At 54.7% G+C, this 13,555-nt stretch carries 11 protein-coding genes; 7 read left to right on the top strand and 4 right to left on the bottom strand.

Going from position 1 to position 13,555, the window contains the following annotated elements:
• Positions 1 to 29: 29 nt before the first annotated feature.
• The 6 genes from BLR09_RS11125 (at position 30) to BLR09_RS11100 (ending at position 5,867) form a co-directional block, all read left to right on the top strand.
• Positions 30 to 2,000, top strand: coding sequence for a patatin-like phospholipase family protein (locus tag BLR09_RS11125; protein ID WP_093201785.1), 1,971 nt, complete (start codon positions 30 to 32; stop codon positions 1,998 to 2,000).
• Between the two features lie 122 nt (positions 2,001 to 2,122).
• Complete coding sequence (locus BLR09_RS11120) at positions 2,123 to 2,794, top strand: DUF4386 domain-containing protein (protein ID WP_093201783.1); 672 nt, start codon at positions 2,123 to 2,125, stop codon at positions 2,792 to 2,794.
• 65 nt (positions 2,795 to 2,859) lie between these two features.
• The gene (locus BLR09_RS11115; protein ID WP_317039216.1) at positions 2,860 to 3,414 is read left to right on the top strand and encodes an RNA polymerase sigma factor; all 555 of its coding nucleotides are present in this window, start codon (positions 2,860 to 2,862) and stop codon (positions 3,412 to 3,414) included.
• Positions 3,404 to 4,180 carry a HEAT repeat domain-containing protein gene (locus BLR09_RS11110; protein ID WP_093201780.1) on the top strand — a complete coding sequence of 259 codons (777 nt, stop codon included), beginning with the start codon at positions 3,404 to 3,406 and terminating at the stop codon, positions 4,178 to 4,180. Before BLR09_RS11115 ends, BLR09_RS11110 begins: the two co-directional genes overlap by 11 nt.
• A gap of 23 nt (positions 4,181 to 4,203) precedes the next feature.
• Positions 4,204 to 5,058, top strand: coding sequence for a DUF4097 family beta strand repeat-containing protein (locus BLR09_RS11105; protein ID WP_093201778.1), 855 nt, complete (start codon positions 4,204 to 4,206; stop codon positions 5,056 to 5,058).
• On the top strand, positions 5,055 to 5,867 hold the full coding sequence (locus BLR09_RS11100) for a DUF4097 family beta strand repeat-containing protein (RefSeq protein ID WP_093201776.1): 813 nt from the start codon (positions 5,055 to 5,057) through the stop codon (positions 5,865 to 5,867). The genes BLR09_RS11105 and BLR09_RS11100 overlap by 4 nt, the downstream gene beginning before the upstream one ends.
• Before the next feature lie 58 nt (positions 5,868 to 5,925).
• Here the strand turns inward: BLR09_RS11100 and BLR09_RS11095 are convergent, their stop codons facing one another.
• The 4 genes from BLR09_RS11095 to BLR09_RS11080 form a co-directional block, all read right to left on the bottom strand.
• Positions 5,926 to 6,678: a LytR/AlgR family response regulator transcription factor gene (locus BLR09_RS11095; RefSeq protein ID WP_093201775.1), complete on the bottom strand. Its 753-nt coding sequence runs from the start codon at positions 6,676 to 6,678 to the stop codon at positions 5,926 to 5,928.
• Positions 6,675 to 7,778 (bottom strand): sensor histidine kinase, encoded by a 1,104-nt coding sequence (locus tag BLR09_RS11090; RefSeq protein ID WP_093201772.1) that lies wholly within the window; start codon positions 7,776 to 7,778, stop codon positions 6,675 to 6,677. Before BLR09_RS11090 ends, BLR09_RS11095 begins: the two co-directional genes overlap by 4 nt.
• 142 nt (positions 7,779 to 7,920) lie before the next feature.
• Complete coding sequence (locus BLR09_RS11085) at positions 7,921 to 9,120, bottom strand: PepSY-associated TM helix domain-containing protein (protein ID WP_093201770.1); 1,200 nt, start codon at positions 9,118 to 9,120, stop codon at positions 7,921 to 7,923.
• 346 nt (positions 9,121 to 9,466) lie between these two features.
• Entirely contained in the window at positions 9,467 to 9,880 is a 414-nt protein-coding gene (locus BLR09_RS11080; protein ID WP_093201767.1) for a DoxX family protein, read from the bottom strand.
• Positions 9,881 to 10,295: 415 nt separating this feature from the next.
• Between BLR09_RS11080 and BLR09_RS11075 the strand changes: the two genes are divergently transcribed.
• Positions 10,296 to 13,487, top strand: a complete 3,192-nt coding sequence (locus BLR09_RS11075) for a SusC/RagA family TonB-linked outer membrane protein (protein WP_093201765.1) — start codon at positions 10,296 to 10,298, stop codon at positions 13,485 to 13,487.
• Positions 13,488 to 13,555 lie beyond the last annotated feature (68 nt).

The following is a 13,555-nucleotide window of genomic DNA, read 5'->3' as shown; positions in this document are numbered from 1 at the left end:
ATCTTGGAAATCCTGAACCGTTATGCCTTATGCCCGCCTCTACTGAAACGAAAGAACTCCTCCAAAGCCTCCTCAGCGAAGGAGACAAGGTTGTCGAAACCCTTCAGCAAAAAATCCCGACCGATGCGCACGGCCGTATGACGCACAAACGCGTCTCCGACGTGGTCGACAAGGAAGGGTATCAGTACGTCAACCTCGTCCAGCAGGGCGGGGGCGTACTCGGAATAGCCCTCCTGGGCTATACGTATGTCCTCGAACGCATGGGCATCCGCTTCCTGAAGCTCGCCGGTACCAGCGCCGGAGCGATCAACTCGTCTATGCTGGCGTGCGTCCGGCCGGAGTCGGTACATACCTGCAAGTCGCCGGTTATTTTGTATTACCTCGCACAAAAGAACCTGTTTGATCTGGTCGACGGGCACCCCATCGCCCGGACACTCATCCGGAACCTGGTTAAAACCCGGCAGGATGGCGAGCCCGGATACGCTACCCGCCTGGCCGGGTCTGTTCGTTTTCTGCTGCTGGCAAGCCTTCCGCTGATTTTTCTGAGCAGCCTGCTGCTCTGGCAGAACCCGAAAGGAGTAGCGTCGCTGCTGTTCTGGACAGCCGGGGCGTTTGTGATTTCCTGGCTGCTGTATTTGGCTGGGAAGCAACGGAATGCGTACACGTCCGGTGGCGGATTTACGCCCACAGTCCTGTTTTTTCTGGGGACGGCGCTGTTTATCGGAATCGTTTACCTGCTCGGCAGGGTACCTGCGGGCGACAGCCTCCAGCTTTTTCTCGAATTCGCACCGATTGCCGGACTATTTCTATACTCATTATTCCTGATCTTCAGCAAGAAATACTACCGGCCTATCCAGATCGGCTGCTCGGCGGTACTCGCCGTGGTGCTGTACATCGGGTACCTCAACAAGTTTCTGCATGTGACGTTTTTCTTTCGGCACGAGGGCCGGCTCTGGGAACTGCCGACTTACGTGTTTCTGTCGGCGACAGGTATCTCCCTGTTTTTCTTCTTCGTACTGTTTGTAGGGAGTATCGGGTTTTTCCTGCTCATGAAATTCCGGGACAGCCGGTTTGGGATCAACCCCGGCCGGAATTTCCGGGAGTGGATCGCCGGTTTGATGGAAGACGGATCCGTCGATATCTCCCTGGAAGTCAACGGAAAAGAAGTACGCATCGCCAACCCGAAAAACGGTGTCACCAACGTCGCCAGCCTTAACGACTACTGCAAAACGTGGGAAAAAGCCGGTGTCGAGTACCGACCGCCCCAGCATACCCTCTCCGAAGCCGAGCGGAAGGAACTGACGCGGCGGCTCATCGCGTTCGACGAAGCGCACCCCCCGGTTTCGATCATCACCGCCGAAGTCGTTACACAAAACAAGATCGTCTTTCCGCGTATGTGGCCGTTGTTCTGGACGGCGGAAAGCGAGGTCGAACCCGCTGATTTCGTCCGGGCGTCCATGTCGCTTCCGGTGTTTTTCGAAGCGTTTAAGCGCGAGTTTATTCCGCGGCCGGGCCGTATTCCCGACTATTGGGACAAGTTTCTGCACTACCATGGAAATGTCCCGAAAGACGCTGTCTTTCAGGATGGTGGCATACTTTCCAATTTCCCGATCAACCTGTTTTACAATCCCGGACTGGAATCGCCCCGCCTGCCGACGTTCGGCATCCGCCTCAACGACGCCGACGAGCCCGATTCTTCCGTGACCCGGTCGCTCGGCGGGCTGCTCTGGTCTATGTTTAATACCACGCGGTATTATTACGACAAAGACTTCCTCATCTCCAATCCGCATTATGAACTATGCATCGGAAATGTGGACGTGCGCCGCTTCAACTGGATCGATTTCAACATGAAAACGAGCGACAAAATCGCCCTCTTCGCGCAGGGCGCCCGCGCGGCGGCTGCCTTTCTGGAGAATTTCGACTGGGACCAGTATAAAATCGAGCGGTCCCGGTACCGTGCCGGCGACAGCGCCGCTGCCGACCCCGCCGGAACCGAGTAGTACTGCCGTTTGTACGCTCCTCCCGCCGCTCATTCGGAGCAAGGTCGGATCGGCGCCGCTGACCTGCTTACTTTAGAAAAGCCTGACAGTCTCCTGGCTGTCAGGCTTTTCCCTTCATCGCTATGACGCAATCACTACGTACTACTGCCCGCCTTGCCGGGGCACTTTATCTATTGCTCGCTTTGCTGGCCTTTTTTGGCCTCATGTATGTGCCTCAACAGTATTTCGTTAAGGATAATCACGCTGAAACGATGCGGCGACTGCTTGCAAATGAGCAGGTATTCCGGTTCGGTATCTGGACGGACCTCGCCAGCCAGGTCATCTTCGTTTTTCTGGTGCTGGTTTTGTACCGGCTTTTCCGGCCGGTGCAGGAGCATTGGTCGCGCGCGATGGTCGCGCTGGTACTTGTTTCTGTGCCAATTGTATTTGTGAGCGAAGCCTGTAACCTCGCCGCAGTAGCGATTGCGCGGAAGGAACTGCTCGCCGGGCCCGGCGCCCGGGAAGAGTGGGTTTGGCTTTTTCTCCGCCTCTATGACTACGGGATTCTGGTTGCCGAAATTTTCTGGGGATTATGGCTCATTCCATTCGGAGGGTTGATGTACCGCTCCGGATTCATGCCCCGGATTCTCGGTATTTTGTTAATTCTCGGCGGATTGAGTTATGTGCTGGAAAGCTCGAAAGGTATTCTTTTTCCAGGCGTATCTTTTTCATTTCCAAGGATTTACTCCCTGGCGGAAGTCGCCACGATTCTCTGGCTATTGATTCGGGGCACGACAAAAAACGACTCTTTGTAAAAAATTTTCTCCGAAGCTGTAACCTTCCCGATTTTCTCCGGTTTCCACAACCAGAAACGCAAACAATGCCTTTGAACCCGCTGTCGGATAATACGCTCATGATCGCCGTCCGGTCCGGAAACCTGGATCAGATGGGACTGCTCTTCGAGCGGTATAACCGGCCGTTGTTCGGGTTTTGTTACCGCATGACGGGTCACGCGCCGACCAGCGAGGACCTGGTGCAGTCGGTCTTCTACCGGATGCTGAAATACCGGCATACGTTTACGGGAGACGGGGAGTTCCGGACCTGGATGTACCACGTCGCCCGGAATGTCCTGGCCGATCACCACCAGCAAAACCGGCAGCGGTACGACAGCGTCGACGACTGGGCCTCCCGGATCGGGGGCGGAACAGAAGCCGACGAGGCGCTTCACCGGACGCAGGAGCGGGAAATGGTACACGAAGCCCTGCTCAAACTGAAGCCGGACCAGCGGGAGATTCTCATCCTGAGCCGGTTCCAGGAATTGAAGTACGAAGAAATTGCCCGGATCCTGCATACCACCGAAGGCGCCGTGAAAGTGAAGGTCCACCGGGCTATGAACGAATTAAAAAAAGTATTACTGGAAGCCCATGAACTGTGACGCTGCTTCGGAACGCATGCTGGATTGGATCGACGATCGACTGACAGAGTCGGAGCGCGCATCCATGCTGGCACACCTGAACGGCTGCCCGGCCTGCCGGAGCGAGCTGCGGGACCTGGAGCGGGTGCAGCAGCAACTCGGTAGCCTGCCGGTACCGGAGCCGTCGGCAGGTCTGCGCCGGAATTTTTACGAACAACTCGAGACATTCAAGGAAGAGGCCAAACCCCGCCCGGTCCGCAAGTTCTTCCAGACCAATGGTTTCCGCGCGGCAGCAGCCTGCCTGCTGATGGCGGTGGGAATCGGAGTCGGATACTGGCTGTCAGAACGCAGCGCTTCCCGGCAGCAGGTCGACGAGCTGTCAGAACAGGTCCGCGACATGCGCCAGATGATGATGCTGTCCCTGCTTGAAAACCCGTCGGCAACCGAGCGCCTCCGCGCCGTGAGCTATACCCGTGATCTCAACGAGGTAAATGACAAGGTACTCGACGCACTGCTGACGACGCTCAACAACGACCCGAACCCGAACGTACGCCTCGTCACCCTCGAAGCACTCGTGCAGCTGGGAAGCGATCCGCGCGTACGGCAGGGACTGGTAAAAGCGCTGGGCTATCAGGATTCTCCCCTGGTACAGGTGGCACTGGCCGACGCCATGGTCAGGCTCCAGGAAAAACGATCTGTAAAACCTCTCCGCCGGCTTCTCCGCCGCGAGAACCTGAACGACCTGGTCAAAACCAAGATCGAACAAAGTATCAAAGACTTATCCTAGGTTTTTACGCTAACACATTGGTTATGAAACATTTTCTGCTCCCGTTCCTCGCGGGAATCGTGATCGCCTGTACCCCTTCGAAATCGGATGCGCAGCAGCAGGCGAAGGAAACGATCCAAAAGGAATTTGCCGCACCCCGCAGCGGCGTAGTCGCTGTCTACAACATCCACGGCCCTGTGAAGGTAGAAGGATACAACGGTGATAAAGTCGTCATCGAAGTACACAAAATCATCTCCGCCAAAGAAACCAGCGTCCTCGAAGAAGGTAAAAAGGAGCTGCAGGTACGGTTTAGTGAGGAAGGTGACAGCCTCGTCGCCTACATCGCAGAGCCCTTCGATTCCCGCCCGAACCGGAGCAAAAACCGGAATATCCACATTGACTATTCTTTCGAGCTGGAGTATCACCTCAAAGTACCCGCCCGCCTGAATGTGGTCGCGCATACGGTCAACAAGGGTGATATCGAAGTATCGGATGTCTCCGGTAACCTGTCGCTCATCAATGTCAATGGAAATATAAAAGTCCTCCACGCCCGGGGCCTTTCCAACTTCCGGACTATTAATGGCGATGTCACGGCCGACTATCCCGGCCTTCCCCCTGAAAACTCCTCCTATTATACCCTCAACGGAAATATCCGGATCAGCTATCCGGCTGACCTGTCGGCCGATGTGCGGTTCAAGAGCTTCCAGGGTGATTTCTTCACCGACTTCCCCGAAACAGAAGTACTCCCCGCTCAGGCGGAGAAAAACCAGGACCGGAAAGGAGACAAGACTGTCTACCGCCTCAGCAAAAACAGCTCTATCCGGATCGGAAAGGGCGGTCGGGGCCTCCGCTTCGAAACATTTAACGGAAACGTATACCTGAAAAAACAAACATTATGAAATCGGTTGTCTTCCTGTCCGCAGCTTTATTGGTTTCCGCTGCGGCCTATTGTCAGAATGAGTCGAAAGAGCAGATCGTCGTGCCTCTGAGCGACCCGGCCAAACCCGGTACTCTCAAGGTGGAACTGATCAACGGGTCGATCAAAGTGATCGGCTATACCGGAAAGGACGTCGTCATCGAAGCGGTAGCCGGTGCGTCTACCCGGAAAAGCAAACCGGAGGAATCAAACGGTATGAAACGGATTTCTACGGATAATTCCCTGGATCTGTCGGCCGAAGAAAAGAATAACCAGGTAAAGGTGGAATCCGGTACCGTTTTCCGGACGGTAAACCTGACGATCAAGGTTCCCCAGAAGTTTTCCCTTACCCTGAGTACGGTCAACAACGGCAATATCTCGGTGGAAAACGTCAGTGGAGAGCATACAGTAACGAACGTCAACGGCACGATCCAGTTGACCGGCATATCCGGATCGGCGGTAGCCAATACGGTCAACGGCAACCTGACGGCTCAGTTCAATACCATTACGGCAGGTACGCCGATGGCCTTTTCGACGCTCAACGGAAACGTAGACGTGACGTTCCCGGCTACGCTCAAGGCCACGGTAAACCTGAAATCGGATCGGGGGGAAATCTTTACGGATTTTGACGTCGCCATTCAGCGCAAGCCGGTCAAGACCGAGCGTACCGCGAAGGACGGCATGTACCGCGTCAAGCTCGAAGACTCCGTCAGCGGAACCGTCAACGGCGGCGGCGCGGAAATCCTCCTTAAAAACATGCACGGTAACATCTTTCTGCGCAAGGGCAAGTAAAGCCCATGTTGTTTGGTCCGACATCCGGTTCCGTTTTCGGGATCGGATGTTTTGTTTTTTAGCGGCCCAACCAGTTCTTGAAATCAGTAATCCGGTCGCCGCTGACGAAAACTTCCTGCCGCGCAGATGGCCTGAGATCTACCTTCAGTTTGCCGGCGGAATAGGTATGGATGGTATCGATCGCGGGGAAGCCGACGAGAAATTGCCGGTTCAGCCGGAAAAACTGGTTTGGGTCGGTCAGCTGGGTCAGCTTGTCGAGACTATACTCGATGGGGTAGCGGGTACCGTCGCGGGTGACGAGGAAGGTAATCTTCTCTTCCGAAAAGAAATACGCGACGTCCGCGATTTCCACGCTTTTGATACGCGTACCGACCGAGATCATGAACCGGGATTTCAGCCCGCTTTCCTGCGGTTTCTGAATCAGATGAAGGATGGATTTGAGATCGGCAGAAGGGGCGCGGAGGGTCTTAAACTTATCCAGCGCAGCAGTAAGCTCCTCGGGATCAATGGGTTTCAGCAGGTAGTCGACGCTGTTGACCTTGAAAGCCTTAATCATGTACTCATCATACGCCGTAGTGAAAATGACGGGCACGGTCAGCGTCAGCTGATCAAAAATGGAAAAGGCCAGGCCGTCTTCCAGGTGAATATCCATGAAGGCCAGGTCCGGCTGGGGGTGGGTCGAAAACCACTCCACGGCCTCGGCAACCGACGGCAGCTTGGCCAGTACCTGAATGGCCGGGTCGTATTTCCGGAGCAGCCCTTCGAGGCGCTCGGCGGTCAGGTATTCGTCTTCAATAATCAGGACATTCATACGATCAGAGGTATTTGGACGACAAACAGGCCATCTTTTTCGCCGTAGCGGACGTCCCGGTCGGTTAACAAGCGGTAGCGTTCGGTAATATTCCGCAGGCCGATACCGGTGGATGTCTCGGGTTGCAGCCTCGGGCGGAGACTGTTTTCGACGACGAGTGTCCGGTCTTCCAGCCGGATGGTTACTTCCAGCGGCTCGCGGGCCGACATGCTGTTGTGTTTCACCGCGTTTTCGATCAATAGCTGAAGGGTTAGCGGCGCGATGCGGAAGGCCTGCCGCCCGTCTTCGGGTACATCGATGCGGACGTCGAATTTATCGCCGAATCGGATTTTTAACAAAAAGGTATACGATTCGGCAAATTCCAGCTCCGTTTTGAGCGAAACCAGCTCGTTATCCTTTTGTTCGAGGATGTACCGGTAGGATTTCGACAGCTGGGCGATGAATTTTTCGGACAGTTCGGCGTCGACATGTACCACCGAGGAAAGGATACTCAGGCTATTAAAAAGGAAGTGCGGATTAACCTGGTTTTTCAGGGCGACAAACTGTGCCTGGATCGACTCTTTCTCCAGGCGTTCGGAGCGCAGCCGGATTTCCTGCATGCGCTGGGAAGCGCGGATCGCGGCAATGAGGTAAAACGCCGCCAGCATGATCATGACCGAGAAGGCATTGTTGGCGCGGGCCACAAATTCCCAGACTTCGGAGGACTTCCGCGGCGGGGGATTGTGCTGGGGCGGCGAACACCAGAACACAATGTCCATCGCGAAGCTCACCAGCGTATGCAGGGCGAAATTAAAGGCCAGCGCCAATACCAGCGAGGCGCCCAGAGCGGCGAGTTGCGCCGGAAAACTGAATTCGAGCAGGAAATTTTCCCCGAAATACCGGAAAAGCCGTTCCTGAATCCAGTCGGACGCACTCAGCCAGAAAAAGAAAAGCAACCAGGTCGTCAGGCAGAACGGGGCAGCGAAAGGCAGTACCTTCACCACGCCGTGCAGGTCTCTGACCGGTCCCGGGAGAACCGTATAGAGCACGGTCAGTGAATAGATCACTGCCAGGCTCGTAGCCAGATGCCATTTTTGCCGGGAACTCAGGCGATTTGCCATAACACTTCTGCCATTGGGCCCGCAAACGGCGGGCGTCCTTTATTCTGCTGGCAAAAGTCGCGCGGGTACGCGGGCAGGGAAAAAAAGACTCACCGAATGCCGGATTGTACCCGATGAACCGGCGTATCCCCCGATAAACGGATCAGGCATCTTTCAATACCGGACGGCGAAGCGGGCGGGAGCCGGGACGCGCCTGCCCCGGACGGTGAGCGCGGTGTGCGCCGGTAGCCGGCTTTTTCTTCTTCCGCCGGCCCCACCAGATGTAAAAGCCGGTAACGGGCAATGTCGCGCAGATGAGACTGGCGAAAAACGCGAGGATTTTTCCGGGAAGACCGAGGATAGCGCCGACGTGGATGTCGTAGTTCATCCGTTTGATTTTGTCAGCGGTTTCGGCTTTTTCAAAGGTTTCGGAGAAAGACGAAGAAGGTGTGATGTCGGCGAGGGAAGACTGGTCATACGCCCGGATCTGCCGTTTGTAATAGGTGCCCCATTCCGGGTTCTGATCTACCCGGATCACGTCTTTGGGTTTGACAGGAACGGAAAGGCTGATATATCCTTCCTGCAGCTGTGCACCGCCGGTGAGACGCCGCCAGAGCTGGTCTGCCGGTTGGGCGCCTGCCGTCAGGGTGGTGTCAGAAAGGGCAGGCTTGACAACAGGCATGGATTTTCCGCCGGAAGTTACCCAGTACGCAGATTTCGCGAACCATTCAAAGCCCCAGACCAGGCCGGTAAACGCGATAATCAGCGCAATAAACAGGACATAAAAGCCGAGGACATTGTGCAGGTCGTAGTTGACGCGCTTGAAACTGGCTTTCCACTTCACAAAAAAGCTCTTATCCCGGTTGGTCTTATTGAGGTTTTTAGGCCACCAGAGTACAAGCCCCGAAATCAGCAGGATCACAAACACCAGCGTAGCCGACGCGACGACCGGATGGCCGATCTCCGGAGGCAGCCAGAGGTAGTAGTGGCCCTGCAGCACAACCCGGAAAAAATCCCGGTTCATGTCTTTGACTTTCAGGAGTTTACCTGTGTATGGGTCGACGAAGGCCAGGAGGTAGGATTCTTTGTCGAAGTAGGAGACCGTGGCGGAAAGTCCGGCTTTCCGGTACATAACAGCTTTGGCGGCCTTCCCGTTGAAATGCGGCTCCGCAACCTGCCGGAGGCGGGAGGGCGGCAAAAGCGACTCCTGCCGCACTTCCACAAACTGATACGGCTCGGTCCACTCCCGGATTTCCTTTTCAAAGACATACAAACAACCCGTCAGGCTGACGATGACAACGATGAGCCCCGACGCGAGCCCCAGCCAGAGGTGTACCTGACCGATGAGTTTCCTGGCAGTCATGAAAGGAAGAACCGAATGGAGTGTTGTAAATAATTAGACTATTTCTAAATAATGAACAAAAAAAGAGGTGATAGCTGGAATTTGCAAGAGGGGAGGCGGGTCTTTTTTGATAAAAAGCATATTTATCGACCAGAGGGCCCCAAAAAGTTCTGTTAATTCTGTGTTTTCTGTGAGCCCATTTTTTTCTCACAGAAAACACAGAATCAACAGAAAGAGCCGGAATAGATGCGCGCCGCTGCTATCCGATTGAAAGCAGGCAAAAAAAGTCTGTGAAGTCTGTGTCGTCTGTGAGCTAAATTTTTTTCTCACAGACGACACAGACTTCACAGACAAAGAGGGAAAAATACTAAGCGTTGCGGTTCAGTACCCGGTCGAGGCTGTAATCACCCGGGCCGAGGAGCAGAATCGCCACATATGCCGCCAGGTAGTGCGCACCGGCTTCCGCTTCGCCGAAGAAATCCGCACCGTGGGCGACGAAAATGATGACCAGTGACAGGATAATCAGGGGAATCGTGGCCAGTCGGGTAAACAGGCCCAGTACCAGTAAAATCGAGCAGAAAAACTCGGCAAAAATGGCCAGCCCCAGCGAGGTGCCCGTGCCGAGACCCAGGAAGTCGAGGAATTTCGGCTGGTATTGAGCGAAGTTGGTCAGTTTGCCATATCCATGGTTGATCATCAGGATACCGAAGCCCAGACGAAGCACCAATGCCGCAAGATTAACGGAGGTCAGGGTGTACGAGACAGAGAATAATTTACGCATGTGCAGACAGGTTAAAAAATGAAGGGTTTTAAAACGGAAATCGGGAGCATAAAGAGTTTTTCCCGGTAATCGGTTCCCGCTGGCAGGTAGAAAGTCGCCGGCGAATTTTCTTCTGAATTATCTGATTCTTATTTGGCTAAACAAATAGAATGCTGATTGCTAGTTAGTTGCATGCGATATGCGAATCTGTTTTATAATTTTTTTAATAATTCGTTTGGAAGAGGAACAATAATGTTTTTTACTTTGTCTATAGAAATAGTAGTTTAATTCACTTCCCCGAAAACGAATATGCAACACGTGATTTACGCTCTTCTTTGTCCCGCCCGAATGTCCTCGTGACGGTTCTTTCCCCTTCTCACTTTTTGTACATACGAACCTGCCGGCCCAGCCGGTTCCTGATTTCCTTTACTACTCTATGCAACGACTTTTAAAATGGCTGCTACCGGCATTGCTGCTGGTACAGACCGGGACCGCATTCGCTCAGCAGGTGAGCGGTACGATCCGTGCTTCTCAGGACCAGCAACCGCTTGTTGGTGTAACGGTCCTCGTCAAAGGAACGACCCGCGGAACGGTCTCCGGCGCTGACGGACATTACACCGTCCCGGCGAAGGCCGGCGACATACTCCGGTTTTCCTTCATCGGATTCAAGGCCGTGGAAATTCCGGTAGGTGCTGCTACCGTGGTAGACGTAGCTCTCGAAAGCGAAGACGCTGCTCTTCAGGAGGTTGTCGTCACCGCACTCGGTATCACCAAAGAAAAGAAATCGCTGGGTTATGCGGTGCAGGAACTGAAGTCGAAAGACATCTCCGAAGCCCGCGAAGGCAACCTGGTCAACGCCCTCTCCGGGAAAATAGCCGGGGTAAACATCACCAACAGCCAGGGGAATATGGGTTCGTCCCGGATCGTCATCCGCGGGGAAACCTCCATCGCCGGCAATAATCAACCGTTGTTTGTGGTGGATGGTATTCCGGTCGACAATACCCAGCTCGGTATCGGTTCCGGACGTGATTTTGCGAATGCCATTGCCGATGTCAACCCCGATGACATCGAGTCGATCAGCGTCCTGAAAGGTCCCAACGCGGCCGCACTTTATGGTTCCCGCGCTTCCAACGGGGTCATCCTCATCAAAACCAAAAGCGGCAAAAGCGCCGCCCGCAAAGGGCTGGGCGTGACGCTCAACGCTTCCCATACCATTGAAGACCTCCTCGTTTTGCCGGATTACCAGAACGTATTCGGCCAGGGAACGGGCGGACTGTTTTCGTACAAAGACGGAAAAGGCGGCGGTCTGAACGACGGCACCGACGAAAGCTGGGGCCCCCGCATGGATGGCCGCCTGCTGCCGCAGTTTTTCTCGAAAGGAGAGGCGGTGCCCTTCGTCGCGCATCCTGACAACGTCAAGAACTTCTTCGTAAAAGGTCATACAACGAACCTCGGACTCTCTGTAGCCGGTTCGGATGACAAATTTGACTACCGTTTTTCCTTCAATAATTCGAAGCAAACCGGCGTCATTCCGAATACGGGTATTACGAAAAACTCGTTCGCTGTCAACGCTTCTTACCGGCTGAACGACCGGCTGACGATCAATACGAGCGCTAACTTCATCCGCTCCGAGTCAGACAACCTGCCGGGGCTGTCCGGCCGCGGAAACAGCGTGATGCTGCAATTTCTCTGGTTTGGCCGCCAGGTGGATACCGGGCTGCTGCGCAACTACCGCGCCAATGGCGAAAACGACTTCAACTGGAACCACAGCTACTACAGTAACCCGTACCTGCTGTTGTATGAAAATACGACGGGCCAGCGCCGGGACCGCTTCTTCGGAAACGTGAACCTGAACTACCGGATTACGGACTGGCTGTCGGCGACGGTGCGTACCGGAAACGACTTCTACACCGACAAACGCAAGTTCCGGGTATCCTATGGTACCAACGGCACGCCGTATGGCTCCTATACCGAAGACGCGTATGTCGTAAGCGAAAACAACACCGATTTTGCCCTGAATGTCAAGAAGAAACTGAACGAAGACTTTGAACTCGACGGGCTCGTCGGCGGCAACGTCCGGACCAATTTCAACGAACAGAATTACCAGCAGGCGCCCCGCCTGGCAGTAGCGGACCTGTACACGCTCAACAACTCCCGCGATCCGCTGGTATCCTACAATATCTTCAGCAAGCGCCGGATTTACAGTGCGTATGCTTCCGCTCAGCTCGGGTACCGCAACTTCGCGTTTTTGAATGCGACGGCACGGAACGACTGGTCGTCGACCCTCCCCAGAGCCAGCAATTCCTATTTCTACCCGTCTGTCAATGCCAGCGTGGTACTGACCGATGCCCTGAACATCCGGACCAACTGGCTCTCCTTCGCCAAGATCCGCGGGGGCTGGGCTGAGGTAGGGAAAGATACCGACCCGTACCAGCTGGTGAATACCTATCCGTTTAATCAGCCGTTCGGCAGCTATCCGCTGCTGACCGTGAGCGACGTACTCCTGAATACCAACCTCAAGCCGGAAATCACCCGCTCGAGTGAAGTAGGGGTGGAGCTTGCCTTCCTCAAGAGCCGTATCCGCCTGGATGTGAGCTACTACCAGACGGATTCATACAACCAGATTCTCCGGGCAGACGTAAGCCCGTCGACCGGCTACAAGCAGAAACTGCTCAACGCGGGGCATATCAACAACCGCGGTATTGAAGCGCTGGTTAACGCGACGCCTGTGAAGCTGGCAAACGGCTTCCAGTGGGATGTAACGGTCAACTTCTCCCGGAATATCAGCAAGGTAATTGCACTGGATAAAGATGGTTTCCTGAACGACTACAAACTCGCGACCAGCGGCGTAACCACCCTCGCGAGCGTCGGCAAGCGGTATGGTTCTCTTTACGGAACGGCCTACAGCCGGAACGACAAAGGCGAGATCATCGTCGGCGCCAACGGCCTGCCTGTAAAAGACGCAAACCTCCAGACCCTCGGTTACTACACGCCGAAATGGATGGGTGGGATCACCAACTCCTTCAGCTACAAGGGTTTTAACCTGAGTGTTTTGATTGATACGAAGCAGGGTGGTCAACTGTACTCGGCTACGAACGCAACCGGCCGGTATACGGGTGTACTCGCTTCGACCCTGCCCGGTCGTGATGCCGAGCATGGCGGACTTTCCTACTATTACCCCGGCAACAACGCGTCGACAGCACCTGTACAGGTAGCAAACCCGACAGCCGCGACGCCCAACGGCGAGCGCGTGTACCAGGACGGGATGATTTTCAACGGCGTAGCCGCCGACGGTTCTGCCAACAAGGTCATCGTTCCCGCGGAGCGGTACTACAAGGCTGTTTACAGCAACAGCGCCGGTATTCAGGAAGCCAGCGTATTTGACGCTTCCTTCATCAAGCTGCGCGAAGTACGCTTCAGCTATGCCCTGCCCAAAGACTGGGTACGCCGCGTGTACCTCCAGGGTGTGACCGTATCGCTGGTGGGCCGTAACCTGGCATTCCTGCAGAAAAATACGCCCAATATCGACCCCGAAACCGCCTTCAATACCGGCAACGGCCAGGGCCTCGAATCCCTCCAGCTCCCGACAACGAGAAGTTATGGGGTGAATTTGAATGTAAGCTTCTAAAGTGGTTTTCGGTTTTTGGTTTTCTGTTTTCAGTTGGATTTCGCGACACAACTGAAAACAGAAAACCA

The sequence above is a fragment of the Siphonobacter aquaeclarae genome, assembly GCF_900103285.1.
GTDB lineage: Bacteria > Bacteroidota > Bacteroidia > Cytophagales > Spirosomataceae > Siphonobacter > Siphonobacter aquaeclarae.
Note: the sequence above shows the minus strand (reverse complement) of the source record. Positions and strands in the feature narration are given on the sequence as shown.

Bases quoted from the DNA above. Each gene is read 5' to 3' on its own strand.
- BLR09_RS11125 (WP_093201785.1), top strand. From the start codon at position 30: ATGCCCGCCTCTACTGAAACGAAAGAACTCCTCCAAAGCCTCCTCAGC.
- BLR09_RS11120 (WP_093201783.1), top strand. From the start codon at position 2,123: ATGACGCAATCACTACGTACTACTGCCCGCCTTGCCGGGGCACTTTAT.
- BLR09_RS11115 (WP_317039216.1), top strand. From the start codon at position 2,860: ATGCCTTTGAACCCGCTGTCGGATAATACGCTCATGATCGCCGTCCGG.
- BLR09_RS11110 (WP_093201780.1), top strand. From the start codon at position 3,404: ATGAACTGTGACGCTGCTTCGGAACGCATGCTGGATTGGATCGACGAT.
- BLR09_RS11105 (WP_093201778.1), top strand. From the start codon at position 4,204: ATGAAACATTTTCTGCTCCCGTTCCTCGCGGGAATCGTGATCGCCTGT.
- BLR09_RS11100 (WP_093201776.1), top strand. From the start codon at position 5,055: ATGAAATCGGTTGTCTTCCTGTCCGCAGCTTTATTGGTTTCCGCTGCG.
- BLR09_RS11095 (WP_093201775.1), bottom strand. From the start codon at position 6,678: ATGAATGTCCTGATTATTGAAGACGAATACCTGACCGCCGAGCGCCTC.
- BLR09_RS11090 (WP_093201772.1), bottom strand. From the start codon at position 7,778: ATGGCAAATCGCCTGAGTTCCCGGCAAAAATGGCATCTGGCTACGAGC.
- BLR09_RS11085 (WP_093201770.1), bottom strand. From the start codon at position 9,120: ATGACTGCCAGGAAACTCATCGGTCAGGTACACCTCTGGCTGGGGCTC.
- BLR09_RS11080 (WP_093201767.1), bottom strand. From the start codon at position 9,880: ATGCGTAAATTATTCTCTGTCTCGTACACCCTGACCTCCGTTAATCTT.
- BLR09_RS11075 (WP_093201765.1), top strand. From the start codon at position 10,296: ATGCAACGACTTTTAAAATGGCTGCTACCGGCATTGCTGCTGGTACAG.